Annotated in this window: 23 protein-coding genes; 17 read left to right on the top strand and 6 right to left on the bottom strand. The window is 72.9% G+C overall.

Annotation, left to right across the window (positions count from 1 at the left end; all coding sequences use genetic code 11):
* Positions 1–112: 112 nt before the first annotated feature.
* Complete coding sequence (locus IE172_RS22350; protein WP_190099092.1) at positions 113–859, bottom strand: IclR family transcriptional regulator; 747 nt, start codon at positions 857–859, stop codon at positions 113–115.
* Between the two features lie 183 nt (positions 860–1042).
* Between IE172_RS22350 and mhpD the strand changes: the two genes are divergently transcribed.
* The 7 genes from mhpD to IE172_RS22315 all read left to right on the top strand — a co-directional run bounded on the left by mhpD (position 1043) and on the right by IE172_RS22315 (position 6825).
* Positions 1043–1864, top strand: a complete 822-nt coding sequence (gene mhpD, locus IE172_RS22345; RefSeq protein WP_190099063.1) for a 2-keto-4-pentenoate hydratase — start codon at positions 1043–1045, stop codon at positions 1862–1864.
* On the top strand, positions 1861–2811 hold the full coding sequence (locus IE172_RS22340) for an acetaldehyde dehydrogenase (acetylating) (RefSeq protein ID WP_190099062.1): 951 nt from the start codon (positions 1861–1863) through the stop codon (positions 2809–2811). The genes mhpD and IE172_RS22340 overlap by 4 nt, the downstream gene beginning before the upstream one ends.
* Positions 2808–3839 carry a 4-hydroxy-2-oxovalerate aldolase gene (gene dmpG, locus IE172_RS22335; protein ID WP_190099061.1) on the top strand — a complete coding sequence of 344 codons (1032 nt, stop codon included), beginning with the start codon at positions 2808–2810 and terminating at the stop codon, positions 3837–3839. Before IE172_RS22340 ends, dmpG begins: the two co-directional genes overlap by 4 nt.
* A 327-nt stretch (positions 3840–4166) precedes the next feature.
* Positions 4167–4961: an LmeA family phospholipid-binding protein gene (locus IE172_RS22330; protein WP_190099060.1), complete on the top strand. Its 795-nt coding sequence runs from the start codon at positions 4167–4169 to the stop codon at positions 4959–4961.
* Between the two features lie 370 nt (positions 4962–5331).
* The gene (gene panD, locus IE172_RS22325; RefSeq protein ID WP_190099059.1) at positions 5332–5754 is read left to right on the top strand and encodes an aspartate 1-decarboxylase; all 423 of its coding nucleotides are present in this window, start codon (positions 5332–5334) and stop codon (positions 5752–5754) included.
* A gap of 43 nt (positions 5755–5797) precedes the next feature.
* Positions 5798–6142: a GNAT family N-acetyltransferase gene (locus tag IE172_RS22320; protein ID WP_190099091.1), complete on the top strand. Its 345-nt coding sequence runs from the start codon at positions 5798–5800 to the stop codon at positions 6140–6142.
* A gap of 20 nt (positions 6143–6162) precedes the next feature.
* Positions 6163–6825, top strand: a complete 663-nt coding sequence (locus IE172_RS22315; RefSeq protein ID WP_190099058.1) for an aspartate/glutamate racemase family protein — start codon at positions 6163–6165, stop codon at positions 6823–6825.
* Positions 6826–7261: 436 nt separating this feature from the next.
* Here IE172_RS22315 and gnd read toward each other — a convergent pair whose 3' ends face one another.
* Positions 7262–8701 carry an NADP-dependent phosphogluconate dehydrogenase gene (gene gnd / locus IE172_RS22310; RefSeq protein ID WP_190099057.1) on the bottom strand — a complete coding sequence of 480 codons (1440 nt, stop codon included), beginning with the start codon at positions 8699–8701 and terminating at the stop codon, positions 7262–7264.
* Between the two features lie 388 nt (positions 8702–9089).
* On the opposite strand from gnd, the gene IE172_RS22305 reads away from it, so the two are divergent.
* A complete protein-coding gene (locus IE172_RS22305) occupies positions 9090–10358 on the top strand; it encodes a transglycosylase family protein (protein WP_190099056.1) in 1269 nt (422 codons plus the stop codon).
* Here IE172_RS22305 and IE172_RS22300 read toward each other — a convergent pair.
* The gene (locus IE172_RS22300; RefSeq protein WP_190099055.1) at positions 10348–11520 is read right to left on the bottom strand and encodes a DMT family transporter; all 1173 of its coding nucleotides are present in this window, start codon (positions 11518–11520) and stop codon (positions 10348–10350) included. The genes IE172_RS22305 and IE172_RS22300 overlap by 11 nt on opposite strands.
* Before the next feature lie 210 nt (positions 11521–11730).
* Here IE172_RS22300 and IE172_RS22295 point away from each other — a divergent pair, with 210 nt between their 5' ends.
* From IE172_RS22295 to IE172_RS22275, 5 genes are all read left to right on the top strand, one after another.
* On the top strand, positions 11731–12486 hold the full coding sequence (locus tag IE172_RS22295) for a (2Fe-2S)-binding protein (RefSeq protein ID WP_190099054.1): 756 nt from the start codon (positions 11731–11733) through the stop codon (positions 12484–12486).
* A gap of 37 nt (positions 12487–12523) precedes the next feature.
* On the top strand, positions 12524–13675 hold the full coding sequence (gene glgA, locus IE172_RS22290) for a glycogen synthase (protein WP_190099053.1): 1152 nt from the start codon (positions 12524–12526) through the stop codon (positions 13673–13675).
* A gap of 51 nt (positions 13676–13726) precedes the next feature.
* A complete protein-coding gene (gene glgC, locus IE172_RS22285; protein ID WP_190099052.1) occupies positions 13727–14947 on the top strand; it encodes a glucose-1-phosphate adenylyltransferase in 1221 nt (406 codons plus the stop codon).
* Between the two features lie 291 nt (positions 14948–15238).
* A complete protein-coding gene (locus IE172_RS22280) occupies positions 15239–16690 on the top strand; it encodes a wax ester/triacylglycerol synthase family O-acyltransferase (RefSeq protein WP_190099051.1) in 1452 nt (483 codons plus the stop codon).
* Positions 16691–16795: 105 nt separating this feature from the next.
* A complete protein-coding gene (locus IE172_RS22275) occupies positions 16796–18289 on the top strand; it encodes an SDR family NAD(P)-dependent oxidoreductase (protein ID WP_190099050.1) in 1494 nt (497 codons plus the stop codon).
* Here the strand turns inward: IE172_RS22275 and IE172_RS22270 are convergent.
* A complete protein-coding gene (locus tag IE172_RS22270; protein WP_190099049.1) occupies positions 18268–18762 on the bottom strand; it encodes a hypothetical protein in 495 nt (164 codons plus the stop codon). The two genes, IE172_RS22275 and IE172_RS22270, sit on opposite strands and share 22 nt — an antisense overlap.
* Positions 18763–19231: 469 nt before the next feature.
* On the opposite strand from IE172_RS22270, the gene IE172_RS22265 reads away from it, so the two are divergent.
* Positions 19232–19405: a hypothetical protein gene (locus tag IE172_RS22265; protein ID WP_190099048.1), complete on the top strand. Its 174-nt coding sequence runs from the start codon at positions 19232–19234 to the stop codon at positions 19403–19405.
* A 47-nt stretch (positions 19406–19452) separates the two neighbouring features.
* Positions 19453–19935, top strand: coding sequence for a GNAT family N-acetyltransferase (locus tag IE172_RS22260; RefSeq protein ID WP_190099047.1), 483 nt, complete (start codon positions 19453–19455; stop codon positions 19933–19935).
* Between the two features lie 15 nt (positions 19936–19950).
* Here the strand turns inward: IE172_RS22260 and IE172_RS22255 are convergent, their stop codons facing one another.
* Both IE172_RS22255 and IE172_RS22250 read right to left on the bottom strand, forming a co-directional pair.
* Positions 19951–20346 carry a VOC family protein gene (locus tag IE172_RS22255; protein ID WP_190099046.1) on the bottom strand — a complete coding sequence of 132 codons (396 nt, stop codon included), beginning with the start codon at positions 20344–20346 and terminating at the stop codon, positions 19951–19953.
* Positions 20347–20646: 300 nt separating this feature from the next.
* Positions 20647–22068 carry a lipase maturation factor family protein gene (locus IE172_RS22250; protein ID WP_190099045.1) on the bottom strand — a complete coding sequence of 474 codons (1422 nt, stop codon included), beginning with the start codon at positions 22066–22068 and terminating at the stop codon, positions 20647–20649.
* 144 nt (positions 22069–22212) lie between these two features.
* On the opposite strand from IE172_RS22250, the gene IE172_RS22245 reads away from it, so the two are divergent.
* Positions 22213–24309: a SpoIIE family protein phosphatase gene (locus IE172_RS22245; RefSeq protein WP_190099044.1), complete on the top strand. Its 2097-nt coding sequence runs from the start codon at positions 22213–22215 to the stop codon at positions 24307–24309.
* 31 nt (positions 24310–24340) lie between these two features.
* On the top strand, positions 24341–25204 hold the full coding sequence (locus IE172_RS22240) for an Fpg/Nei family DNA glycosylase (protein ID WP_190099043.1): 864 nt from the start codon (positions 24341–24343) through the stop codon (positions 25202–25204).
* Positions 25205–25208: the final 4 nt, after the last annotated feature.

The following is a 25208-nucleotide window of genomic DNA, read 5'->3' as shown; positions in this document are numbered from 1 at the left end:
GCTACGGTAAGAGGGGTGGAGGTGGGCGTCAAGGATCGCGGCAGTGGTGATTCATGGACGTGCGGGCCTGCCGGGTCCGCCACCGCCCCCGGGCCGGTCGCCCGGTGCCGGCTCAGAAAGAGGTGCCGCCCACCGTTCCACCGCCCGAGCGCAGCACGCGCGACAGGCCCAGAGCGGCTGTCCGCACGGCGGGTGCCAGCTCGGCGGGGTGGAATCGGCCACGCGGCACGGCCACGGACAGGGCGGCCACCGCCGTCGGCCCGTCGAAGACGGGCGAGGCGATGCAGCTCACGCCGAGGGCGGCCTCCTGCTCCTCGTAGGCGAGACCGGAGACCCGGATCTGCTCCACGACGGTACGCAGCCGCGCCGGATCGGTGACCGAGTGCGGGGTGAGACGGGGCAGTGGCCCGGCCAGCACCTCGTCCGCCAGCTCGGAGGCGGAGAAGGCCAGCAGCGCCTTGCCGACGCCCGTGCAGGTCAGGGGAAGCCGTCCCCCGATGCGTGAGGGCAGCGTCAGGGTCTGGTGGCCGTGGATCCGCTCGATGTAGACCACGTCGTGCCCCTCCCGGATGCCGAGGTGCACGGTCTCGTGAGTGGCCTCGAAGAGGTCCTGGAGGAACGGCAGCGCCGCCTCCCGCAAGTCGAGCCGGCGCGGCACCAGTGAGCCCAGTTCGAAGAGCTTGCCGCCGAGCCGGTAGGTCTCGCCGTCGCGCTCGAGCAGACCGAGGCGCACCAGGTCGGCGCAGAGGCGGAACGCGGTCGTCTTGGCCAGTCCCGTGCGGGCGGCGATTTCCGTGAGACGGAACGCACCGCCGTCCGGGCGGAAGCAGTCGAGGACGGTAGCCGCCTTGTCGAGCATGTTCCCCTGCGCGCTGTTCCGTGTCATGGAACGTATTTTGCCGCCGCTCGGAACGTACGCCTATACCTGTCGTGGATCGACGGACGGCCACCGCCGCCTCTCCGACAACCCCGCCACTCTCCGCTCGGAGGTAACCCGCATGCTCGCCCCGCACCGCCGCACCAGTCCCCGCCGGGGGCGACCGTGAGCGCCCACAAGCCCGCCGACGCCGTGACCAAGGCGGCGGCCGTTCTGGAGGAGGCCGGCCGCACCGGAGTCCCGTGCGCCCCGGTGCGCTCGCTCCTGCCCGAGGCGGACATCGAAGCCGCGTACGCCGTGCAGCGCCTGCACGTGGAACGTGGGATCACCGCCGGGCGGCGACTGGTGGGCCGCAAGATCGGCCTGACCTCTCCCGCCGTGCAGCGGCAGCTCGGCGTGGACCGGCCGGACTTCGGCGCGCTGTTCGCCGACATGGCGGTGCCCGAGGGGCAGCCGATCGCCCCCGGCCGACTCCTCCAGCCGAAGGTCGAGGCCGAGGTCGCCCTGGTGCTGGGCACGGACCTGCCGCATCGCGACCCGACCGTCGCCGACCTGTTGCGCGCCACGGCGTTCGCGCTGCCCGCGCTGGAGATCGTCGACAGCCGCATCGCCGACTGGGACATCACCATCGTCGACACCGTCGCCGACAACGCCTCCTGCGGCCTGTACGTCCTCGGCGGCACCCCCATCCCCCTGGACCGCGTCGACCTGCGGGCCGTGACGATGACCCTCACCAAGAACGGCGAGACGGTCTCCGAGGGCACCGGCGCCGACTGCCTGGGCAGCCCCCTCACCGCCGCGCTCTGGCTCGCCTCCACCCTCGCCGGGCTCGGCGACCCGTTGCGGGCCGGCGACATCGTCCTGACCGGTGCGCTGGGCCCGATGGCCGTCGCCGCCGAGGGTGACGAGTTCACCGCGCACATCGAAGGGCTCGGCACGGTCACGGCCACGTTCGCGTCCGCCGCCACGGAAGGAGCCGGAGCATGAGCACGAAGGTCGCCGTCATCGGGTCGGGCAACATCGGCACCGACCTGATGATCAAGGTTCTGCGGCTCTCCGACTCCCTGGAGATCGCCGCGATGGCCGGGATCGACCCCGACTCCGACGGTCTGGCCCGCGCCCGCCGCCTGAAGGTCGCCACCACCCACGAGGGCGTCGACGGCCTGGTGAAGCTGGACGAGTTCGCGGACGTCGAGATCGTCTTCGACGCCACCTCGGCCGGCGCCCACCGCCGCCACGACGAGGTGCTGCGCTCGCTGGGGCGCAGGGTCGTGGATCTGACGCCCGCCGCGCTCGGCCCGTACGTCGTCCCGCCGGTCAACGGCGAGGCCCATCTCGGCGCACCGAACGTCAACATGGTCACCTGCGGCGGCCAGGCCACCATTCCGATCGTGGCCGCCGTCGCAGCTGTGACACCCGTCCACTACGGCGAGATCGTCGCCTCGATCTCCTCCCGCTCGGCCGGTCCCGGCACCCGGGCCAACATCGACGAGTTCACCGAGACGACCTCCTCGGCCATCGAGAAGGTGGGCGGCGCCGCACGGGGCAAGGCGATCATCGTCCTGAACCCGGCCGAACCGCCGCTGATCATGCGCGACACCGTGTACTGCCTGGTCGGCGAGTGCGACGACGCCGCGGTGACCGCGTCGGTGGAGGACATGGTCGCCCGCGTCCAGGCGTACGTGCCCGGATACCGCCTCAAGCAGAAGGTCCAGTTCGAGCGCGTCGCCGACGACGACCCCCTGCGCTCGCTGCTGCCCGCCGGCACGCGGTCCACCGACGCCGCGAAGGTCTCGGTCTTCCTGGAGGTCGAGGGCGCCGCCCACTACCTGCCCGCCTACGCCGGGAACCTCGACATCATGACCTCGGCCGCCCTGCGCACCGCCGAACGCATGGCCGCAGCGCGGCCCTTCACGGAGGTGGTCTCCCGATGACCGCGAACCAGACCCCCGCCCTGTACGTACAGGACGTGACCCTGCGGGACGGCATGCACGCCGTACGCCACCGCTACACCGTCGACCAGGCCCGCACCATCGCCGCCGCACTGGACGACGCCGGGGTCGCCGCGATCGAGATCGCCCACGGCGACGGTCTGTCCGGCTCCAGCATCACCTACGGCGTCGGCGCGCACACCGACTGGGAGTGGATCGAAGCCGTCTGCGACAGCGTCCACCACGCGGTGCCCACCACGCTGCTCCTGCCCGGCATCGGCACCCTGCACGACCTGCGGCAGGCCCACGCCCTCGGCATCCGCTCGGTCCGCGTCGCCACCCACTGCACCGAGGCCGACATCTCCGCCCAGCACATCGCGGCCGCCCGCGACCTGGGCATGGACGCGGCCGGGTTCCTGATGATGTCCCACATGGCCGAACCCGCCGAACTGGCCCGCCAGGCCAAGCTGATGGAGTCCTACGGAGCCCGGTGCGTCTACGTCACCGACTCCGGCGGCCGCCTGACCATGGACGGCGTCCGCGATCGCGTCCGCGCCTACCGCGACGTCCTCGACCCGGACACCGGGATCGGCATTCACGCCCACCACAACCTCGGCCTGGGTGTCGCCAACTCCGTCGTCGCCGTCGAGAACGGTGTCACCCGCGTCGACGCCTCCCTCGCCGGCCAGGGCGCCGGAGCCGGAAACTGCCCGCTGGAGGCGTTCATCGCGGTCGCCGACCTGATGGGCTGGGAGCACGGCTGCGACCTGTTCCCCCTGATGGACGCCGCCGACGACGTCGTACGCCCCCTGCAGGACCGCGAGGTCCGCGTCGACCGTGAGACCCTCACCCTCGGCTACGCGGGCGTGTACTCCAGCTTCCTGCGTCACGCCGAAGCTGCTGCTCGCCGCCACGGCCTCGACACGCGCGCGATCCTCGTCGAGGTCGGCCGGCGCAAGATGGTCGGCGGCCAGGAGGACATGATCACGGACATCGCCCTCGACCTCGCGGCGGCCGACTCGGTCAGCTGACCGGGAGCGGCCGGCGCCGGTGGCCCCTGGCCGTTCGACGGAGACGGCGTCACCAACGCCAGGGGGCGCACTCGGCGGTGAGGCGAAGCCCGGTCGGCGTACTCACCGCCAGGGGACGCGTCAGGACCGGCGAGTCGAGCCGGGACCGGACGTGAGGAGATCGTCCGCGAAGTGGCGGCCGCCCCGGTGGCCTTCCGATTCACTTCGGCGGCCGTTTCTCCGAGCCCGATGCCCCTCGCGGTGGGTCAGCGCCGTCCTCGCCCGTACACGCCCGCCACGGCCTCTTGATCACTCGGCCGCTCAACCAGCCCACGCAAAGGAAGAATCATGAAACCGCACCCTGACGGCGGCCCCGGACACCGGCCTGAGCCCGGCGATGACTTCGCGCCCGTCCGCCCGCCGCGCCGGAGGACACGTCGCAGGGCCGTCATCTTCGGCACCTGTCTGTTCGCGGTGGGGGCGACAGCCGTCATCGTCGACCGTGCCGCGGCGAGTCGCGTGGAGAGCCGTACAGCCGAGGCGTTCCAGCAGGGGATGGGTACTCCAGCGCGTCCCTCGGTCGATGTACGCGGCTTCCCCGTCCTGCCGCAGCTGGCCTCCGGCACTCTGCGACACGTGGACATCACCGCCCAGGACATACCCGCTCGCGGCACCGGCCGACCGCTGCCGGTGACCAGGCTCACCGTAGGACTGGACGAGTTGCAGACCTCCAGCGATGCCGATCAGGTCCACGCACAGGCCGTGGACGCGACGGCGTTCTTGTCGTACGAGGACTTGTCGGACGCACTTGGCCTCGAGATCGAAGGAGACAGCGAGACAGGCAGGGTCAGGGCCCAGCTCGTCCTGCCGCTCGGCGGAGAGGCCACCGTGAGCACGGCTGTCGCAGCCGTCTCCGCCAATCGCATCGCCTTCACCGACTTCAGCGTCACGCAGGGGCAACTGCCGGCTGCGGGACAGGCTCTGCTCGCAAAGGTTCTTGCCGAACCCATTCAGCTGCGCAACATTCCCGAGGGTCTGCACCTGCGATCGGTGACTGTCGCGCCGAGCGGGCTCAATGCGCACTTCACCGGTGACACAGTGACCTTCCGGCCGACCGCCGCCACTGCGTCCATTCCCTTGTGAGGGGCGGGCCGGGGCCGCTGGTCCTGGCGGAGACGCCTATGTCGGCTGCGGGCCCGGTTCGGCTCGGATCACACAGGTGCCGGGTGTGTTGAACACCTTCCAGGTCGATGCGGAGGATGGCTCCGTGCTCGAGGAAGTGCCTGCCTGCCGCATCGTCAGGTAAGTCAGCATCTGGTCAGCATGAGTCCTCGAGCATTCCGAGACGGTCGCCCCAACAGGCGCCTTTGCAGGGCGAAAACCCAAGTGAGAAGCCCCCCTGTCAGGCCGGAGCGATGTTCCTCACAAACATCGAACGGGGGTGTCGGTGTAAGGTCGAGGCCGCCCTTGACCTGCACAAAGCAGGCAGGGAGCCGTCTTCCAGGAGTCCAAAGTGCTGCGTACTCTGTTCAAGTCCAAGATCCACCGCGCCACCGTCACCCAGGCCGACCTGCACTACGTGGGTTCCGTGACGATCGACGCGGATCTGCTCGACGCCGCGGACCTGCTGCCCGGTGAGCTCGTGCACATCGTCGACATCACCAACGGCGCCCGGCTCGAGACGTACGTCATCGAGGGGGAGCGCGGCTCGGGTGTGGTCGGGATCAACGGGGCCGCGGCCCACCTCGTGCACCCCGGTGATCTGGTGATCATCATCAGTTACGCTCAGGTCACCGACGCCGAGGCGCGGGCGCTGGAGCCCCGGGTGGTGCACGTGGACGCCGACAACCGTGTCGTCGCCCTGGGCGCCGACCCGTCCGAGCCGGTGCCGGGGTCGGACCAGGAGCGCAGCCCGCAGGCCGTGAGCGCGGCCTGACCTGCGCCCAGCGAGGCAACCGAGGCGGGAGCGTGACGTGACCATGGGTGACATCGAGATCCGTGACGACCGGACGGCGGGCCGGCTCGAAGCCGTGGCGGACGGTGAGGTCGTCGGGCGGATCGAGTACTTCGTCCTCGACGCCCCCGAGCGCGCGCTCGTGCCGGTGCACACCGTCGTGGAGCCCGCCCACGAGGGCAAGGGCATCGCGGGCTCCCTCGCTCGCGAGCTCTACTCCCTCGCCGCCCGCGGGGAAGCCGCCGTCGCCCCGCTCTGCCCCTACGTCGCCCAATGGGCCGAACGGCACCCCGAAGACGCTCCCGCGGCCGGTCCGGAGCTGATCCGGGCGGCGAAGGACTGGCTCGCGGCCCGTCCCGGACGGTTCTGAGGGCGAGGGCACCCGCATCCGTGCTCGCGCTCCTGCACACCTCACCCGTCCACGTGGCCGTCTTCGACCGGCTGCGTGACGAGGACCATCCCGGGCTCCCGCTGCGCCACCTCGTCGCCGGGGACCTGCTGGAACGCGCCCGCGCCCACGGTCCCGCCGCCGTCGCCGACTCCGTACGGGCAAGGGTGGGGGAGGCCGTCGACGCCGGCGCGCGGGCCGTGCTGTGCACCTGTTCGACCATCGGTGACGTCGCGGAGGCCGCCGGCGCCGGCGCCGGCGTTCCCGTGCTGCGCGTGGACCGGCCGATGGCCCGCGCGGCCGTGGCCGCCGGGCCGCGGGTGGTCGTGCTGGCCGCGCTGGAGAGCACCCTGGGGCCGACGCTCGCCCTGATCGAGGAGGAGGCCGACCGGGCCCGGCGCTCCGTCGGGGCCCGGACCGTGCTGGTCGGCGGTGCCTGGGAGCACTTCGAAGCGGGCGACGAGGCGGCCTATGTCCGCCGGGTCGCACACGCGGCCGACGGGGTCACCGACGCGGACGTCATCGTCCTCGCCCAGGCGTCCATGGCCCCGGCCGAGCGGCTCACCACCACCCCGGTCCCCGTGCTGTCCAGCCCGCGGCCGGGGCTCTCCGCGGCCGCGGCAGCGGCGGCCGGGCGGCCCCGCGCCGGTCACGCGGGCGGGTGACTGGAGACACCACCGTCGGGTAGGCGGGGGAGTAGTCCAGGGCCGACGCCGACCGACTCGCCGGAGGACACGCGCCATGACGAACCCGTACCCGGATCCCGTCCCCCCGGGCCCCACCCCCGGACCGGACCCCTCGCCACCCGAGCCCTTCCCCGACCCGGTGCCGCCTCCGCAGCCCACGCCGCCGCCGGGACCGGCGCCGACCCCGCCGGGCCCCGGACCGGAACCGACCCCCGGGCCGCCGGGGCCGCCTCCGCCGCACCCGGGTCCGCCGGAACCGCCCCCGTCGCCGATCCCGCCGGGCCCGGAACCGGTCCCGGATCCCGAGCCCGGCCCGCCCCTGACCTGAGCGGCCGCGCGCCCCGTGACACGGACGGAGGGCGGTGGACGACCCGCGAGGCCGTCCACCGCCCTCCGGCACGCAGGCGTGCGGCGGTTACGCCGTCACCTCCGAACGGTCACCGCCCCACAGCGTGTGGAACGAGCCGTCGCGGTCCGTGCGCCGGTAGGTGTGCGCGCCGAAGTAGTCGCGCTGGCCCTGGGTGAGCGCGGCCGGCAGGCGCTCCGCGCGGAGGGCGTCGTAGTAGGCGAGGGCCGCCGCGAAACCGGGCGTCGGCACGCCCTGACGGGTCGCCGCGATCAGGACCTCCCGCCAGTCGTCCTGCGCGTCGGCGATCTCCCGCGCGAACGTCTCGTCCGACAGCAGGCTCGGCAGGTCGGCGCGGGCGTCGTAGGCGGCGCGGATGCGGTCCAGGAAGGCCGCCCGGATGATGCAGCCGCCGCGCCAGATCGCGGAGACCGCGCCGAGGTCGATGTCCCAGCCGTACTCCTCGCTGCCCGCGGCGACCTCGTGGAAGCCCTGCGTGTACGACACGATCTTCGACGCGTACAGCGCCTGCTCCACCCGGTCCGCGAACGCCGCCGCCTCCGCCTCGCCGAGCGGCGTGGCCTTCGGGCCGGCCAGCCCGCGCGAGGCCTCGCGCAGCGCCGCGTGGCCGGACAGGGAACGGGCGAAGACGGCCTCGGCGATGCCGGACACCGGCACGCCCAGGTCCAGCGCGATCTGCACGGTCCAGCGCCCCGTGCCCTTCTGCTCCGCCTGGTCCACCACCACGTCCACGAACGGCTCGCCCGTCGCCGCGTCCACGTGCGCCAGCACCTCGGCCGTGATCTCGATCAGGTACGAGTCCAGCCGGCCGGTGTTCCAGGTCCGGAAGATCTCCGCGATCTGCGCGGGGGAGTACCCGGCGACGTCGCGCAGCAACTGGTACGCCTCACCGATCAGCTGCATGTCGGCGTACTCGATGCCGTTGTGCACCATCTTCACGAAGTGACCGGCGCCGTCCGGACCCACGTGCGTGACGCAGGGGGAGCCGTCCTTCGCCTTGGCGGAGATCTTCTCCAGCATCGGGCCGAGCGAGTCGTACGACTCCTTCGGCCCGCCCGGCATGATGCTCGGCCCGTTCAGCGCGCCCTCCTCGCCGCCGGAGACGCCCATGCCGACGAAGTGGATGCCCTGCTCGCGCAGGGCCTTCTCCCGCCGGCGGGTGTCGGCGAAATGCGCGTTGCCACCATCGATGATCATGTCGCCGGGCTCCAGCAGCGGCGCGAACTCCTCGATCACCGCGTCCGTCGGCTCACCGGCCTTCACCATGACGACCAGCCGCCGCGGCCGTTCCAGCGCCGCCACGAACTCCTTCGCCGTCTCGGCCGCCACGAAGCTGCCCTCGTGCCCGAACTCCTCCACCAGCGCGTGCGTGCGCGTCGCCGTCCGGTTGTGCACCGCGACCGTGTAGCCGTTGCGGGCGAAGTTGCGAGCGAGGTTGCGGCCCATGACCGCGAGTCCCGTGACGCCGATCTGCGCTGAACTGCTCATTGGGGTGGCTCCTAGTGACTTCGGTATCGGTACTGCCGGTGCGCCGGTGCTGCCGGTCGGCGCACCCCAGTCCTGCCATCGACCATCCTGACGTGCCGCACTTGCGTGTGCATGCGCGGGTCGCCCGGACACCGCGCAGGCACATACGGGCGAAGGCACCCCCCTTACTCAGCCGCTCCGTCCGGTGCGCCGGCCCGGCGCACGCACGCGCACGCCCCCGCGGACGGGCACACCCGCCCGCGCACACGGCCCATCGGGCACCAACGGGGGCGCAACGGGCGATATGTACCGGCCATGTGGCGCATCCGTGCGGCTGATAGGCGCCTTGTCACGGCCAGTTCGCAGCGCTTACTTTTGCCCCTCCTGACGCATTGTCGAGGGGGATTCCATGGCCGTGCGCGGCCGGCACCGCCGGTATCAGCCGAACAGGATCAACCGGGCTTCGCTCACCGTGACGGCGGGCGGTGCCGGAATGGCGCTCCCGCTCATGGGCACCGGCGCCGCCCAGGCCGCCGACGTGGAGACCTGGGACAAGGTCGCCGCCTGCGAGTCCACCAGCAACTGGGACATCAACACCGGCAACGGGTACTACGGCGGGCTCCAGTTCAGCCAGTCCACCTGGGAGTCCTTCGGCGGCGCCCGGTACGCGCCGCGCGCGGATCTGGCCACCAAGGACCAGCAGATCGCCGTCGCCGAGAGGGTCCTCGACGGACAGGGGCCGGGTGCCTGGCCGGTCTGTTCGGTACGGGCCGGACTGACCCGGGGCGGCGGAACCCCCGACATCCGGCCGGCCGCCGGCACGAAGGCCGGCTCCGAGAAGAGCGCGGGCGAACGGAACGGCCGGAGCGCGCAGGGCGGCAAGACGGCCGACCGGCCCTCCGTCGAGGACGTCAAACCGCACACCACACCGCAGTCCCGGGCGGGCCGCGCCGAGATGTACACCGTGGTGCGCGGTGACACCCTCTCCGGCATCGCCGAGGACGAGCGGCTGCGCGGCGGCTGGCGGGGACTGTACGACGCCAACCGCTCGACCATCGGCGCCGACCCCGACCTCATCGTGCCGGGCCAGCGCCTCTCCCTCTCCGCCGGGACGGCCTCGGCGCCGGCGCCGGAGAAGCCGGCCGGGAAGAGGACCGACCGGAGCGCGGAGAAGAGGACAGAGAGGAAGACGGAGAAGAAGCCGGAGAAGAAACCGGCCAAGCAGTCCGAGAAGCGCACCGAGGACCGCGCCGACCGCTCCGCCAAGACCGGCACCGGACGGGTCGCGCCGGTCAGCGCCGCCCTCGGCACGCCGTACCACAAGGCCGGGTCCTCTTGGTCGAAGGGCTATCACACCGGAGTGGACTTCCCCGTCCCGACCGGCACGACCGTGAAGTCGGTCGGGGCCGGCACCGTGGTCAGCGCGGGCTGGGAGGGCTCGTTCGGCTACCAGGTCGTGGTCCGGCACACCGACGGACGCTTCAGCCAGTACGCGCACCTGTCGGCGATCTCCGTGAAGAACGGCCAGTCCGTCGGCGCGGGCCAGCGCATCGGACGCTCCGGTTCGACCGGGAACAGTTCGGGCCCGCATCTGCACTTCGAGGTGCGGACGGGGCCCGGCTTCGGATCGGACGTCGACCCGATCGCCTACCTGCGGGCGGGCGGGGTCAGGATTTGACCCGTGCCCGGTGCCGGTCCACCGCCGGCACCGGCACGTACGGGCCGCCGTAGAACGGCGCGTACGACACCAGCGGCACCAGAAGATCCGCGTCGTGCGGCCCGGCGTCCGGTGCCGTCACCGGGACGGCCGGAAGCCGTACGTCCTCGGGGAGCGTGAGCCCGGCCAGCAGCAGTTCGGCGGGGTCCGCCCCGCTCCGCCCACCGGACCCGGCGTCGGAACGGGCGGCGGGAACCTCCACCGGCGCCGGCCCGGATCCGGTCACGGCCTCGAACCCGGAAGCGGCTTCGGACCCGAGGTCCACGGTGCCGGCCGCCGACTCCTGCTGCTCGCGCGCCAGCCGCTCCGTCGTGAGCAGGATCAGCCCGCCCGCGGCCACCACACCGCAGCTCAGTGCGAGCGCGGTGCCCGTCGTGCCGTAGCGGAAGGTCTCGCCGAACATCGTGATGCCGACCGCGGCCGCCACCACCGGATTGACCACCGTCAGCGTGGCCAGCGGGGCCGCGAGGCCCGCGCCCCGGTAGGAGGCCTGGGACAGCAGCATGCCGGCCGTGGCCAGGACGCCGATCACCGCGAGGGAGGGCAGGTTGGCCGCCGAGACCCCGCCGGTCCAGTCGATCGCGACGGTCTTGGTGAACACGGAGGACATGCCGAACGCCACACCCGACGCCGTCGCCAGCAGGATGCTGCGCACCGCGGGGTGGCGGTGCACGGCCCGCGCCGCGACCATCAGCGCCGCGATCGCCCCGGCCGTCGCCAGTGCCGCCGCCACCCGCTGCGCGGTGTCCAGCGACTGCGCGTCGGCCGAGCCGACCAGCGAGAGCAGCCCCGCCAGTCCCACCGTCGCCATGATGGCGCCGCGCCAAGCGGTCGCCCCGGCCCTGCGGCCCACGAACAGCGCGGCCATGGGCAGCGCGAACACGATCGTCAGGGCGCCCAGCGGCTGCACGAGGCTCAGCGGACCGTACGCCAGAGCGACCACGTGCAGCAGCCCGCCGAGGCCGTTGAGTGCGACCGCCGCCCACCAGGCGGGACGGCGCAGCGGTGCGTACTGCTGCGCGCCCGGCGAGGACACCGCGACGTGCTCCTGCACGATCGCTCCGCCGGCGTACGCCACGGCGGACACGAACGACAGCAGCACGGACAACGCGAGGGCGCTCATCGGCTGCTCCTCTGCGTGAGGCCGGAGCGGTGGGCCCGGCGCGGCGAACGGTCGGCATCCATGAGGAACACGATGCCTTGCCGGATTGTTCCCGTCGTCGTCCCTGAGCACCCAATGAGTCCTACTGCCGATGGAGTACGACGAAGCGCCCGTCATCCCCTGGGTGGGTGCCCCGGGGCGGAGGCCCCCTGGATGCCACCCCTAGGGGACTTGGTACTACTGCACGTCGTGGACCTCGACCCGCGCCTCACCGCCCTTCACCGTCTCGGTGGCTTCTTCGTGCTGCGCACGGCGGGAGCACCCGACCGTTCCCTGCCCACGCTCGCCCAGGCATACGGCCGCGCACGCCCGGATGTTCAGCACGACGTGCTGGCCGCGCGGGTCCGCCGGGTCGCCGGCGCACTGCGTGCCCCCGAGGCGCGGGTCGCCGCCTCGGTGGCCCATCAGGGGCTCGCCGCACGCCTGTGGTCCGTGGCACTCGGCTCCGCAGCCCTCTACGGCGCCGTCCCCGACCTCGCCCCGCGCCTGCTGCGCTTCGACCCGGAGGCCGGCGCCCCCGACGACCTGTGGCCGACGGAGGTGCGGCCGCTGCCCGGCGACGCCGCGACCCTCGCCCGTCAGGTGCTGCGCGGTCACCTCGAACCCCTCGCCGCGGCCCTGCGCTCCCGCCACCGTCTCGCACCCGGCCTGCTGCGCGGCAACGCCGCCTCCGCGCTGGCCGGCGCGGCCCGCGAACTGGACCGCTGGGGGCACCGGAACGGCCGTACGGACGTCGCCGACCGGGCCGGCCGCCTGGCCCGTGAACTCCTCGGCGACCCGTCGCTCGCCGGGGCGGGGACCCTCACCGGCACCGCCTTCCGGCGCCGCAGCTGCTGTCTGTACTACCGGGTGCCCGGCGGGGGCGTCTGCGGCGACTGCTGCTTCGCACGGCCGCCCCGCTCTTCCCCGCGCGCCCCATCTGGGTGACCATGGAACAAAGTCCGCGCAGACAGGGGGTTCACGGGTGCGAGTGGGACTGCTGACCCGGGAGTACCCCCCGGACGTGTACGGCGGCGCCGGAGTCCATGTGGAGTTCCTCGCCCGGGAGCTGCGGGCCCTGGTCGACCTGGAGGTGCACTGCTGGGGCGAGGGCCGGACGGACGGCGTGCTGCGCCACCGCTCCTGGTCCGCGCTCGACGGCGCCAACGACGCGCTGCGCACCTTCTCCGTGGACCTCGCCATGACCGCCGCCCTCCAGGGCCGCGAACTCGTCCACTCCCACACCTGGTACGCCAACCTCGGCGGCCACCTCGCCAAGCTGCTGTACGGCATCCCGCACGTGGTGACCGCGCACTCGCTGGAGCCGCTGCGCCCCTGGAAGGCCGAACAGCTCGGCGGCGGGTACGCCCTGTCGAGCTGGGCCGAGCGCACCGCGGTCGAGGCGGCCGACGCGGTGATCGCGGTGTCGGCGGCCATGCGCGAGGACATCCTCGGCTGCTACCCGGCCCTCGACCCGGCCAGGGTGCACGTCGTGCACAACGGCATCGACACCGGCCTGTACCGCCCCGATCCCGGCACCGACGCCCTGGACCGGATCGGACTGGACCGCTCCCGCCCGTACGTGCTGTTCGTCGGCCGGATCACCCGGCAGAAGGGCGTCCCGCACCTGCTGCGGGCCGTGCGCGACATCGACCCCGCCGCCCAGGTCGTGCTGTGCGCCGGAGCTCCGGACACCCCGGAGATCGACCGCGAGTTCCGCGCGTCGTACGAGGAGCTGAGCCGGATCCGCGAGGGGGTCCACTGGGTCCCGCAGATGCTGCCGCGGCCGGAGGTGATCCAGCTGCTCACCCACGCCGCCGTCTTCGTGTGCCCGTCGGTGTACGAGCCGCTCGGCATCGTCAACCTGGAGGCCATGGCCTGCGGCACCGCGGTGGTCGCCTCCCGGGTCGGGGGCATCCCGGAGGTCGTGGCGGACGGCTCCACGGGGGTACTCGTGGACGCGGACGACGACTTCGAGGCCGGCCTCGCGCGCGCACTCGACGCGGTGCTCGGCGACCCGGCCGCGGCCCGCCGGATGGGCGAGGCGGGACGGGACCGCGCGGTCACGGAGTTCGGCTGGGACGCCGTGGCCCGGCGTACGGCCGCTCTCTACGAGGAGGTCCGCAAACAGGCTTAGTCCCGCGCGTCCGGGGCAGTCTTGGGAAAATTCGGCGTGAGGGGAGCGGCCATGCGTCGTGGTGGGCCTTCGGTTCTGGGGATCGTGCTGGCGGGCGGCGAGGGCAAGCGCCTGATGCCCCTCACGGCGGACCGTGCCAAACCGGCGGTCACCTTCGGCGGCACCTACCGGCTGGTCGACTTCGTGCTGTCCAACCTGGTCAACGGGGACATCCTGCGGGTCTGCGTGCTCACGCAGTACAAGTCGCACTCGCTGGACCGGCACATCACCACCACCTGGCGGATGTCCAGCCTGCTCGGCAACTACGTCACACCGGTCCCGGCCCAGCAGCGCCTCGGCCCGCGCTGGTACCTGGGCAGCGCCGACGCCATCCTGCAGTCGCTCAACCTGGTCCACGACGAACAGCCCGAGTACGTGGCGGTGTTCGGTGCCGACCACGTGTACCGCATGGACCCGCGCCAGATGCTCGCCCAGCACATCGAGAGCGGCGCCGGCGTCACGGTGGCCGGGATACGGGTGCCGCGCTCGGAGTCCTCCGCCTTCGGTGTGATCACCCCGGGTTCGGACGGGATGAGCGTGGAGGGCTTCCTGGAGAAGCCCTCCGACCCGCCCGGTCTGGCCGACGATCCCGAATGCGTGTTCGCCTCCATGGGCAACTACATCTTCACCACCAAGGCGCTCGTCGAGGCGCTGCACCGGGACGCCGACGACGAGAACTCGGTGCACGACATGGGCGGTTCGATCCTGCCCCAGCTCACCGAGCGGGGCGAGGCCCACCTGTACGACTTCAGCTCCAACCATGTGCCCGGCGAGACCAGCCGCGACCAGGGCTACTGGCGGGACGTCGGCACGCTCGACGCCTACTACGAGGCGCACATGGACCTGATCGCCGAGCGCCCGGCCTTCAACCTCTACAACCGGCAGTGGCCCATCTACACGCACTCCGGCCAGCTCTCGCCGGCCCGCTTCAACGCGGGCGGCATGGCGAGCGAGTCGATCATCAGCGCCGGCAGCCTGATCCGGGGCCAGGTCACCCGGTCCGTGCTGTCGCCCGGTGTGGTGATCGACCCGGGTGCCGTGGTGCAGGGGTCGGTGCTGCACGACAACGTGCACGTGGGGCGGGGCGCGGTGGTGCGCGGGGCGGTGCTCGACAAGAACGTCGAGGTGCCGCCCGGCGCGACGATCGGCGTCAACCCCGAGCGGGACGCGGAGCTGTACACGGTGTCCAAGGGCGGCGTGATCGCGCTCGGCAAGGGGCAGCGGGTGCCGTAGCGGCGCCGACGACCGCCTCCCCGGGTTTGGCGAGGTGCGCGCCGGTGGGTGAACGGTGCCACCGGCGGGCCGCGCCCGTCCGGGTGGCTTCCGTCACCCCGCGAAGCGGCCGTCACCCCGGCCCGGCACCGTCCGTCACCGGGCGCCACCCCGGTCCCGCCCCTTCCGTGTGCGCGCGGAAGGGGCGCGGGCGTCACATGATGGTAACCATGTGTAGCCAGATCGTACTTGACCGTAATCGGCCGGGAGCGATTGACTGCTGATCCGTTCCCGTCGACGCGAGGCCCGCCCATGACCGCAGATCCGCTCGCCCCCCTCGACCTGGCGTTCTGGAACATCGAGTCCGCCGGCCATCCGATGCACCTCGCGGCGCTCGGCGTCTTCTCCGCCGGCTCGCCCTCCGCGGCGGCCCACGCGGCGGACCTGCTGGCCTCCCGGGCCGCCGCCGTGCCCGGACTGCGGATGCGCATCCGGGACACCTGGCAGCCGCTCGGCCTGCGCCAGTCGCTGAAGGCGCTGCGGAGCACGCTCCCGGGCCCCGGCGAACCGCCCCGCACCCCGCCGCGACAGCCGCTCACCGCCGCGCTCCGGCAGCCGTTCGCCTCGGTGGTGCGCCGGTCGCTCGCCTTCGGCGGCGCCACACGCGAGCCCGACCCCGGCTTCGACCCCCTCGACCACGTCCGGCTGCACCCGCCGGCCGCCGGCTTCCACGCCGCCGCCGGACGGCTGATGGGCCGCCCCCTGGAACGCGCCCGGCCGCCCTGGGAGGCCCACGTGCTGCCGGGGGAGGACGGTCTCTCCTACGCCGTCCTGTTCAAGTTCCACCACGCCCTCGCCGACGGGCTGCGCGCCCTCACCCTGGCCGCCGCGCTCATGGACCCCATCGACCTGCCCACGCCCCGGCCCCGCCCCAGCGACCCCCCGCGCGGGCTGCTCCCCGACGTGCGCGAGGTGCCCGGCCTGCTCCGGGACGCCCTGTCCGACGCGGGCCGGGCCCTGGACATCGGTGCCGCCGTCGCCCGCTCCACCCTCGACATGCGCTCCTCGCCCGCGCTGGCCTGCGCCCCCAGCGGTACCCGCCGCACCGCCGGCGCGGTCATCGACCTCGACGACGTGCACCGCATCCGCAAGAGCGCGGGCGGCACCGTCAACGACGTCACCATCGCGGTCGTCGCCGGCGCGCTGCGCCGCTGGCTCGACGAGCGCGGCGACGGCAGCGAGGGCGTCGCCCCGCGCGCCCTCATCCCCGTCTCCCGGCGCCGGCCGCGCACCGCCCACCCCCAGGGCAACCGGCTCTCCGGGTACCTGATGAGGCTTCCCGTCGACGAGCGGGACCCGCTGGCCCGGCTCACCCAGGTGCGCACCGCCATGGACCGCAACAAGGACGCGGGACCGCACCGGGGCGCCGGCGCCGTGGCCCTGCTCGCCGACCACGTGCCGCCGCTCGGTCACCGGCTCGGCGGGCCGCTGCTGGGCCAGGCGGCCCGGCTCTGGTTCGACGTCCTGGTCACGAGCGTGCCGCTGCCGGGCTTCGGCCTGCGGCTCGGCGGCGACCCGCTCGGCGCCGTCTTCCCGCTCGCGCCGCTGGCCCCCGGCCACTCCCTCGCCGTCGCCGTCTCCACCTACCGGGGGCGCGTCCACTACGGCCTCGTCGCCGACGGCTCGGCCGTTCCGGATCTCGACCGGCTGGCCCGGGCGCTGACCGAGGAGGTGGCGGCGCTGACCGCCGTCTGCGATCACTGAGGGGCACGGGTTTGCCGCTCCGGCCCGGCGCTCCGTAAAATCCCCCGTTCGACAGCGGACGCGAACGGAGCGCCGCGAGAAGCAGAGCGGGAAACGGCAGCGGCGATGACGGTGACACAGGACGGCCCCGAGGCCACGGACGCGGTGGCATACGGGCCCGGCATCGACCCGGAACGGCTCGCCGTCTGCCTCGGTGTGCTCGAGGAACTCGACGAACTCGACGTCGACCATCCGGACGCCATCGCGGTCCGCCGGGCCACCTCGCACATCTACCGCACGGTCAAGCAGCGCCGCCGCCAGGAGCGCCGGGCCGCCAAGACCGCGCACGACAAGGCCGTCACCGAGGCCACCGCCACCGGCTCCGCCGAGCGCATCGACGACGAGACCGAGGGCATCCTGCCCTCCTCCCGGGTGGAGCCGGGGAAGATCGCCGGGATACTCCAGCGCCCGCGGTCCTGCTACACCTGCAAGACCCGGTACGTCGAGGTCGACTACTTCTACCACCAGCTCTGCCGGAAGTGCGCCGCCGAGAACCGCGCACGGCGTGACGCCCGCGCCGACCTCACCGGCAAGCGGGCGCTCCTCACCGGCGGACGCGCCAAGATCGGCATGTACATCGCGCTGCGGCTGCTGCGTGACGGTGCCCACACCACGATCACCACGCGGTTCCCCAAGGACGCCATCCGCCGCTTCAAGGCCATGGACGACTCCGCGGACTGGATGCACCGCCTCGAGGTCGTCGGCATCGACCTGCGCGACCCGGGCCAGGCCGTCGCGCTCGCCGACCAGGTCGCCGAGCAGGGCCCGCTGGACATCCTGATCAACAACGCCACGCAGACCGTGCGCCGGCTGCCGTCCGCGTACGCCGCGCTCGTCGAGGGCGAGAGCGCCCCCCTCCCGGCCGGTGAGCTGCCCGCCCACCACGTCATCGGCGCCTTCAACTCCGGCGCCGTCGACGGACTGACCGCGCTGCCCGTCGGGGCCGGCGGCCTCGACCCGCAGAAGGTCGCCGACCTCGCCCTGGTCGCGGGCAACGCCAGCGTGGTCCGGCACCGTGACGGCACCGCCATCGACGCGGGCGGTCTGCTCCCCGACGTCGTCGAATCCAACACCTGGGTGCAGACCATCGAGCAGATCTCCCCGGTGGAGCTGCTGGAGACCCAGCTGTGCAACTACACGGCGCCGTTCATCCTCATCAGCAAGCTCCGGCCGGCCATGGCCGAGGCCGCCCGCCGGGCCCCCGCCGGACGCGCCTACGTGGTCAACGTCTCCGCCATGGAAGGCGTGTTCGACCGCGGCTACAAGGGCGCCGGGCACCCCAACACCAACGCGGCCAAGGCGGCCATGAACATGGTGACGCGGACCAGCGCCCAGGAGATGTTCGACGCCGACCGCATCCTGATGACCTCGGTCGACACCGGCTGGATCACCGACGAGCGCCCCCACTTCGACAAGCTGCGCCTCGCCGACGCCGGCTTCCACGCCCCGCTCGACCTGGTCGACGGCGCGGCCCGCGTCTACGACCCGATCGTGCGCGGCGAGGCGGGCGAGGACCTGTACGGCGTCTTCATGAAGGACTACGCGCCCGGCCGGTGGTGAAGGCGGCGGCCTCCGGGGCCGTCAGCCGACCGTGACCGGGCGTGGTCGCGCGCCGCCAGCAGTTCCAGCACGGTACGCCAGTCCTCCAGGACACCGGCGTCGAAGCGGGCCGTACGGGCCTCCTCGTCCGCCTCGCGCAGGGCGAGGAGGTCGTCCCCGGCGGGCAGGTCGTACCGGGGACGGTGACGGACCAGGCCGGCGACCCGCTCACCGAGCAGTGCCCGTACCGCGTCCGCCGCACGGTCGGCTCCGGCCGCGGTAGCGCCGGACCACGGCAGCCGGCCGACGGGCAGCACCAGGCCGGCCACCTGGAGTTCCTTGTCGGCGGGGCGGCCCCGGCGCAGCAGCGCCGCGGTCCGCAGGGCGTGTTCGCACGTGTCGGCCGGGGCGCCGCCGTGGCCCGTCCGGCCGGCCCGCGTACCCCGGCACGCGTGCAGCAGGTCCATCAGCTCCTCGACGGTGCGCAGTTCCATGCGCCGGTCCTCCCGGGAGACAGCCGTTGCCGTGCGGCAGCAGACCATGCCGAGTTTGCGGGCCGGCCAACGGGATCTGAACTGCGCCGTGACCAGACCGCCTTGTCGAAAACGTCGACGCCCACGTAGTCCGATCGGGTGAATGTGCGGTGTGCGGTGATGCGGATATAGCCGCATATGGGGGTTGATTGCTTACGCCCCGTCGCGACATTGTCACCGCCGGTTCCGAGCCCCATCGAGCGGGGGGCCGCTCATTTGGTTACCCTGGGGCGGACGGACAGCAGAAAGGGTTCTACCCGCACCCACGGTCCGTCTGGGACCAGCCGGTTCACAACGGCCCGCTCTTCCCCGAGACACCGGCGCCACCGCGTCCGAACGGCTATCGACTATGACCCGAGCGGACGTCGGGCGCCAGGCACCGGGCCGACGCGGTACGTCCCCAGGGTGACCGACACATAAGGAGTGCGCGGTGACACCGGAGCAGACGCAACGCGAAGAGTCCCCCACGGAATGCCTCCAGCGTCCCCGCCGCAAGGCCGGAGAGCTCGGCTGCCTCGACGTGTGGGCCCGTTCGGCCCCGATCCGCCTCGCCGGCTACGAGGACGACCTCGCCGAGCCGCACATCCTGCCCAGCGTCGACTGACAGGGGCGCCCGCTCGGCCCTCGCGCGTGCGTGCCAGACTCGCACCCATGCTGATCAGGGAAGCGTCCCCCGGCGACTGGCCGCGCATCTGGCCGTTCTGGCACCGTATCGTCGCCGCCGGTGAGACCTACGCCTGGGACCCGGGCACCTCCGAGGAGGCCGCCCGGGACCTGTGGATGAACCCGGCGAAGCAGGTGTACGTCGTCGAGGACGACGACGGTGCGGTCGTGGCCTCCGCCTACCTCACCCCCAACTACGGCGGTGCCGCCGCGCGGATCGCCAACGCCGGTTTCATGGTGGATCCCGACCGGGCCGGCCGGGGTGTCGGCCGGCTCCTCGCCGGACACGTCCTGACCCGGGCGCGCGACGCCGGCTACCGGGGCATGGTGTTCAACGCCGTCGTCGAGACCAACCCCGCCGTGGCGCTGTGGGCTTCGCTCGGCTTCACGATCCTGGGCACCGTGCCCGAGGCGTTCGACCACCCCCGGCACGGCTTCGTGGGACTCCACATCATGTACAGGGCGCTGTGACCCCGGCGCCGGGCGTCAGGGCCGGGCGTACGGGCGGGTCATGATCTCCATGTTGTGGCCGTCCGGGTCCTCGAAGTAGGCGCCACGGCCGCCGAAGAGGCGGTTGACCCTGCCCGGCTCGGTGTGCCGGGGGTCCGCGTAGTAGGTCACCCCGGCCGCCTCCAGACGGCCGATCATGGCGTCGAACCGGTCCTCCGGCACGAGGAACGCGTAGTGCTGGGACTGGACCGGCTCCTGTCGCGTCTCGTAGTAGTCGAGGGTCACGCCGTTGCCCAGGTCGACCGGGAGGAACGGACCGAACGGGGCGCCGACTTCGAGCCCCAGGATCCCGGCGAGGAACTCGGCGGAGGCCCGGCGGTCACGGGCGTTGACGGCGGTGTGGTTCAACTCGATGTGCGGTGTTCCGGGCATGGCTGGACACGTCTCCGGTTCTGATCTCCGAGGGATGGCTCCGCGCACACGGGGCGCGGCGGGAAGGGGAACGCGGAGAGCGGGCGGGCCACGGCCTCGCCCGGGCGGGGGAGCACCCCGCACCGGCCTCACACCGAGGCCGGGAGCGCCTTGCGTGAATGGCCCACGGCCGACCCGGCAGTCACCCGGCCGACCCTAGACCCGCCCGCCCGGTCCCGGCAAGATCCGCAGGCGGGCCCGCCGCCGGCGCGGCCGCCGCCCCGTCCTCCCGCGGCTCTTCCGCACCACCGCCACCCGCGTCTACGGCCCCTGATCCGCCTCCGCCAGCCGGGTCGGCGGCAGGAACTCCCGCACGTACGTGCGCTGCCAGCACGCGCCCGTCTCCCGCAGTTCCCGCCAGGTCGTGTAGCGGTAGCGGAAGAGGCGGGCGCGGATGTGGCGGGGCGGGGCGCCCGCGGGGAACGGAGAGCGGCGCAGCAGCCTGAGCGTGTCCCGGTCGTTCTCCAGCAGCCGCTCCACCAGCACCCCGAACCACGGGCCGGCGTAGGCGGGCGACAGCGCGGCGAACCACATCAGCCAGTCGAGCCGCAGGTGGTACGGGGCGAACTGGCGCGGCCAGCGCCGGGGATCACCCGGCTTGCCCTTGAACTCGTACGCCCGCCAGTCGCCGTCCTCCCGGGGCACCTCGTCCGCCGTGCCCTCCACGACCACCTCGTAGCGGACCCGGCTGACGCTGCCGAACGCCCCGTAGGTGTTGACCAGGTGCAGCGGGTCGAAGGAGCGGTTCATCACCTGGCGGCGGGAGAGCATGTTGCGCACCGGCTGCCAGGACAGGCCCAGCAGCAGGGCGGACACCGCGAGGACGACCACCACGTACCACAACGGGGCGCCGGGCACCGCCGGCGCGTCGGAGGGGAACGCGATCACCGGCAGGGCCAGCACGATCGTCACCCAGTTCAGCCAGGCGAAGTTGCCGGACAGCACCAGCCACAGCTGCGTGACGATCATCAGCGCGGCGGCGGCCCCGGCGACCGGCTGCGGGGCGAACAGCAGGAACGGCACGACCAGCTGGGTGACATGGTTCGCCGCCACCTCGACCCGGTGCAGGGGCTTCGGCAGATGGTGGAAGAACCAGCTCAGCGGCCCCGGCATCGGCTGCGTCTCGTGATGGTGGTCCAGGCAGGTCAGCTTCCGCCAGCACGCGTCACCGCGCATCTTGATCAGGCCCGCGCCGAACTCCACCCGGAACAGGACCCACCGCAGCAGGAACAGCACCACGACCGGCGGCGCCACCTCGTCGTTGCCGAGGAACACGGCGAGGAAGCCGACCTCGAGCAGCAGCGACTCCCAGCCGAACGCGTACCAGGTCTGCCCCACATTGACGACCGACAGGTACAGCGCCCACGGCACCAGCCACAGCAGCATCCCGCCCCACAGCGGAAGCAGCGAGTCGAGCCCGGCGAGCAGCGCCGCCGACACCGCGCAGCCCGCCCAGGCGCACCCGGCGAAGAACCGGTCCGAGTAGTGCCAGTGGAAAAGGCTCGGAGACCGGCGGAACGGCACCCGTTCCACGTGACGCGGCACCGGGAGCATCCCGCGCTCCCCGATCAGCGCACGGAACTGCAGTGCCGCCGTCAGGAACGCGACCAGGTACAGCCCGGCCAGCGCCCGCTGGAAGACCAGCCGGCTCAGCCAGTAGTCGGATGCGGTGAACCACTCCACGGTCCCGCGCTCCCTCCGCCGTCGTCCCCCCGCACCGCTGCCACCCTCCGTATACCACCGCGAGGTGCGGGAATCCCGTGGCGGGAGGGAAAGAGGAGGGCCCCAGCGGTCGAAGAATCGCGCGAGAACTGGCAAGGTGGCCCCATGTCTGATCGGGGAGCGAGCCCCCTGTCACTCCCGGACGACTGGCCGGACCACCCGGATCCGATCCTGGTGCTCAACCGCATGGGCAGCTTCGACTGGGATCTGGACGCCGGGGTCATGCAGATGGATGCCCAGGCGCACGAGATCTTCGACGTGCGCCCCGACGAGTACGACGACCGGCCCGAGACCCTGGGGAAGCGGGTGCCGCCCGGCGAGGCCCGGCGGCTGGACGCTGCCGTCTCACAGGCCCTGAAGGACGGCAGCGAGAACTACGGCGCCTACTTCCGGGTCCGCCGCCGCGACGGCGAGCTGCGCTGGACCCACACCCAGGGCTACATCCGCCGGGATGAGACCGGCAGGCCCCGCCGCGTCATCGGCATCGTCCGGGACGCCACGCAGGAGCTGAGCGACACCGAGGCCCGGCGCGCGCAGGCCGAGCAGGAGGACGCCCGCCGCCGGCAGACCAACATCGTCCAGCTCGCCACCGCCGCCCTCGCCCACGCCCGCACCGTGCGGGAGGTCATCGACGCCCTGAAGGACACCCACGGGCTCACCCATCTGGGCGCCACCAGCCTCGTCATGGGACTGGTCGAGGCGGGCCGGATCCGGCTCATCGCCGAGGGACCCGACGGCAGCTTCGTCGAGGGCACCCGCATCACCCGGATAGACGAGCCGTACCCGATGAGCGAGGTGGTACGGACCCTGGGCCCGTGCTTCATCGAGTCACCGGAGGAGTTCTCCGCGCGCTACCCGGGGCTCTGGCAGGGCATCACGGGCCTGCACATCACCTCGGCCGCCTACCTGCCGCTCATCGTCCAGGGCCGGCCGATCGGCGCCATGGGCCTGCTCTACAGCGACCGGCACGGCTTCTCGTCCGAGGAACGCAACATCCTGGTCGCCCTGGGCAGCAGCATCGCGCAGAGTCTGCAGCGCGCGATGTTCTACGAGCAGGAGATGGACCTCGCCCAGGGACTGCAGCAGGCCATGCTGCCCCGCACCATCCCCAGCGTGCCCGGCGCCGACCTCGCCGTGCGCTACCGTGCCGCCGCCATCGGCGGCACGTTCGGCCGGGACATCGGCGGCGACTGGTACGACCTGATCCCGCTGCCCGGCGGCCGGGTCGGTGCCGTCATCGGGGACGTCCAGGGCCACGACACGCACGCCGCCGCCGTCATGGGGCAGCTGCGCATCGTCCTGCGGGCCTACGCGGCGGAGGGGCATCCGCCGCCCACCGTGATGGCCCGCGCCTCCGTCTTCCTGGACGAGCTGGACACCGACCGCTCCGCGACCTGTCTCTACGCCGAGGCCGACCTGTCGACCGGCGTGTTCCAGGTGGTGCGGGCCGGCCACATCGACCCGCTGGTGCGCCGCAACGACGGCTCCTGTCACCGCGTGCCCGTCCCCGGCGGGCTGCCGCTCGGCCTGTCCGCGGAGTTCGGCGGGCTCGACTACCCGGTCGGCACGATAGAGCTCGACCCCGGCGACACCCTGCTGCTGTGCACCGACGGACTGGTCGAACAGCCGGGCGCCGATCTGGACGACGGCATGGAGACCCTGGCCGCCCTGATCACCGTCGGCCCCGACGACGTGCGCGACCTCGCCGACCGGCTCATCGACGTCGCCGAGGAACGCGGTGGTGACGACGACGTGGCGCTGCTCCTGCTGCGCCGGCGGGCCCTGGACAGCCCGCGCTCCGGCGGCCGGCTCAAGCAGTACGTGCCGCCCGGCGACCCCCGGGCCCTCTCCGAGACCCGCCGCATGATCCGTACGGCGGTCGGCGCCTGGGGCGCGGGGGACCGGGCCGACGAGATCGAGCTGGTCGCCGACGAGATGATCACCAACGTGCTGATGCACACCGAGGGCACCGCCGCGGTCACCCTCAGGGTCCTCACCGGCAAGGACCGGCGCCTGCGCGTGGAGGTCGAGGACTCCTCCAGTGCCCTGCCGCGCCGCCGCGAGGCCGGCGAGTCGGGCGTCTCCGGCAGGGGGCTGCTCCTGGTCGAGATGCTCACCGACGCCTGGGGCGTGGAGGCGCGGGGCGGCGGCAAGTGCGTGTGGAGCGAGTTCGTGGTGGGCAAGGAGGCCGAGCCGGCCTGACCTCACCGGTGCCTGGTGGCACTCTTGTCGTATGCCGGAACTCCCTGAGGTCGAGGCGCTCAAGGACTTCCTCTCCGAGCACCTGACCGGCCACGAGATCGTCCGGGTGCTGCCCGTGGCGATCAGCGTCCTGAAGACCTACGACCCGCCGCTCACGGCGGTCGAGGGCCGCGAGGTCACCGCCGTACGCCGGTACGGCAAGTTCCTCGCCCTCGCGACGGACGGCGGGCCGTACCTCGTCACCCATCTGGCCCGCGCGGGCTGGCTGCAGTGGAAGGACCCGCTGCCCGGCGGGCCGCCCCGCCCCGGCAAGGGACCGCTGGCGCTGCGGGTCGCGCTGGAGACCGGCGCGGGCTTCGACCTGACCGAGGCCGGCACCCAGAAGCGGCTCGCGGTGTACGTGGTGGCCGACCCCGGGGACGTCCCGGGCATCGCCCGGCTGGGCCCGGACCCGCTGGCCGACGACTTCGACGAGCGGCGCCTGGCGGACCTGCTGGCGGGGGAGCGCCGTCGCCTCAAGGGCGCGCTGCGGGACCAGGGCCTCATCGCGGGTGTCGGGAACGCCTACAGCGACGAGATCCTGCACGCGGCCCGCATGTCCCCGTACAAGCCGGCCGGCTCCCTCGGCGCGGAGGAGATCACCCGGCTGTACGGGGCCCTGCGCATCACCCTCACCGAGGCGGTGGAACGCTCGCGGGGGGTGGCGGCCGGGCGGCTGAAGGCCGAGAAGAAGAGCGGCCTCAGGGTCCACGGCCGCACCGGCGAGGCCTGTCCGGTGTGCGGGGACACCATCCGCGAGGTCTCCTTCAGCGACTCCTCGCTGCAGTACTGCCCCACCTGCCAGACCGGCGGCAGGCCGCTGGCCGACCGCAGGCTGTCCCGCCTGCTGAAGTGAGCGT

This window comes from Streptomyces griseoflavus (assembly GCF_014649995.1).
Classification (GTDB): domain Bacteria; phylum Actinomycetota; class Actinomycetes; order Streptomycetales; family Streptomycetaceae; genus Streptomyces; species Streptomyces griseoflavus.
Note: the sequence above shows the minus strand (reverse complement) of the source record. Positions and strands in the feature narration are given on the sequence as shown.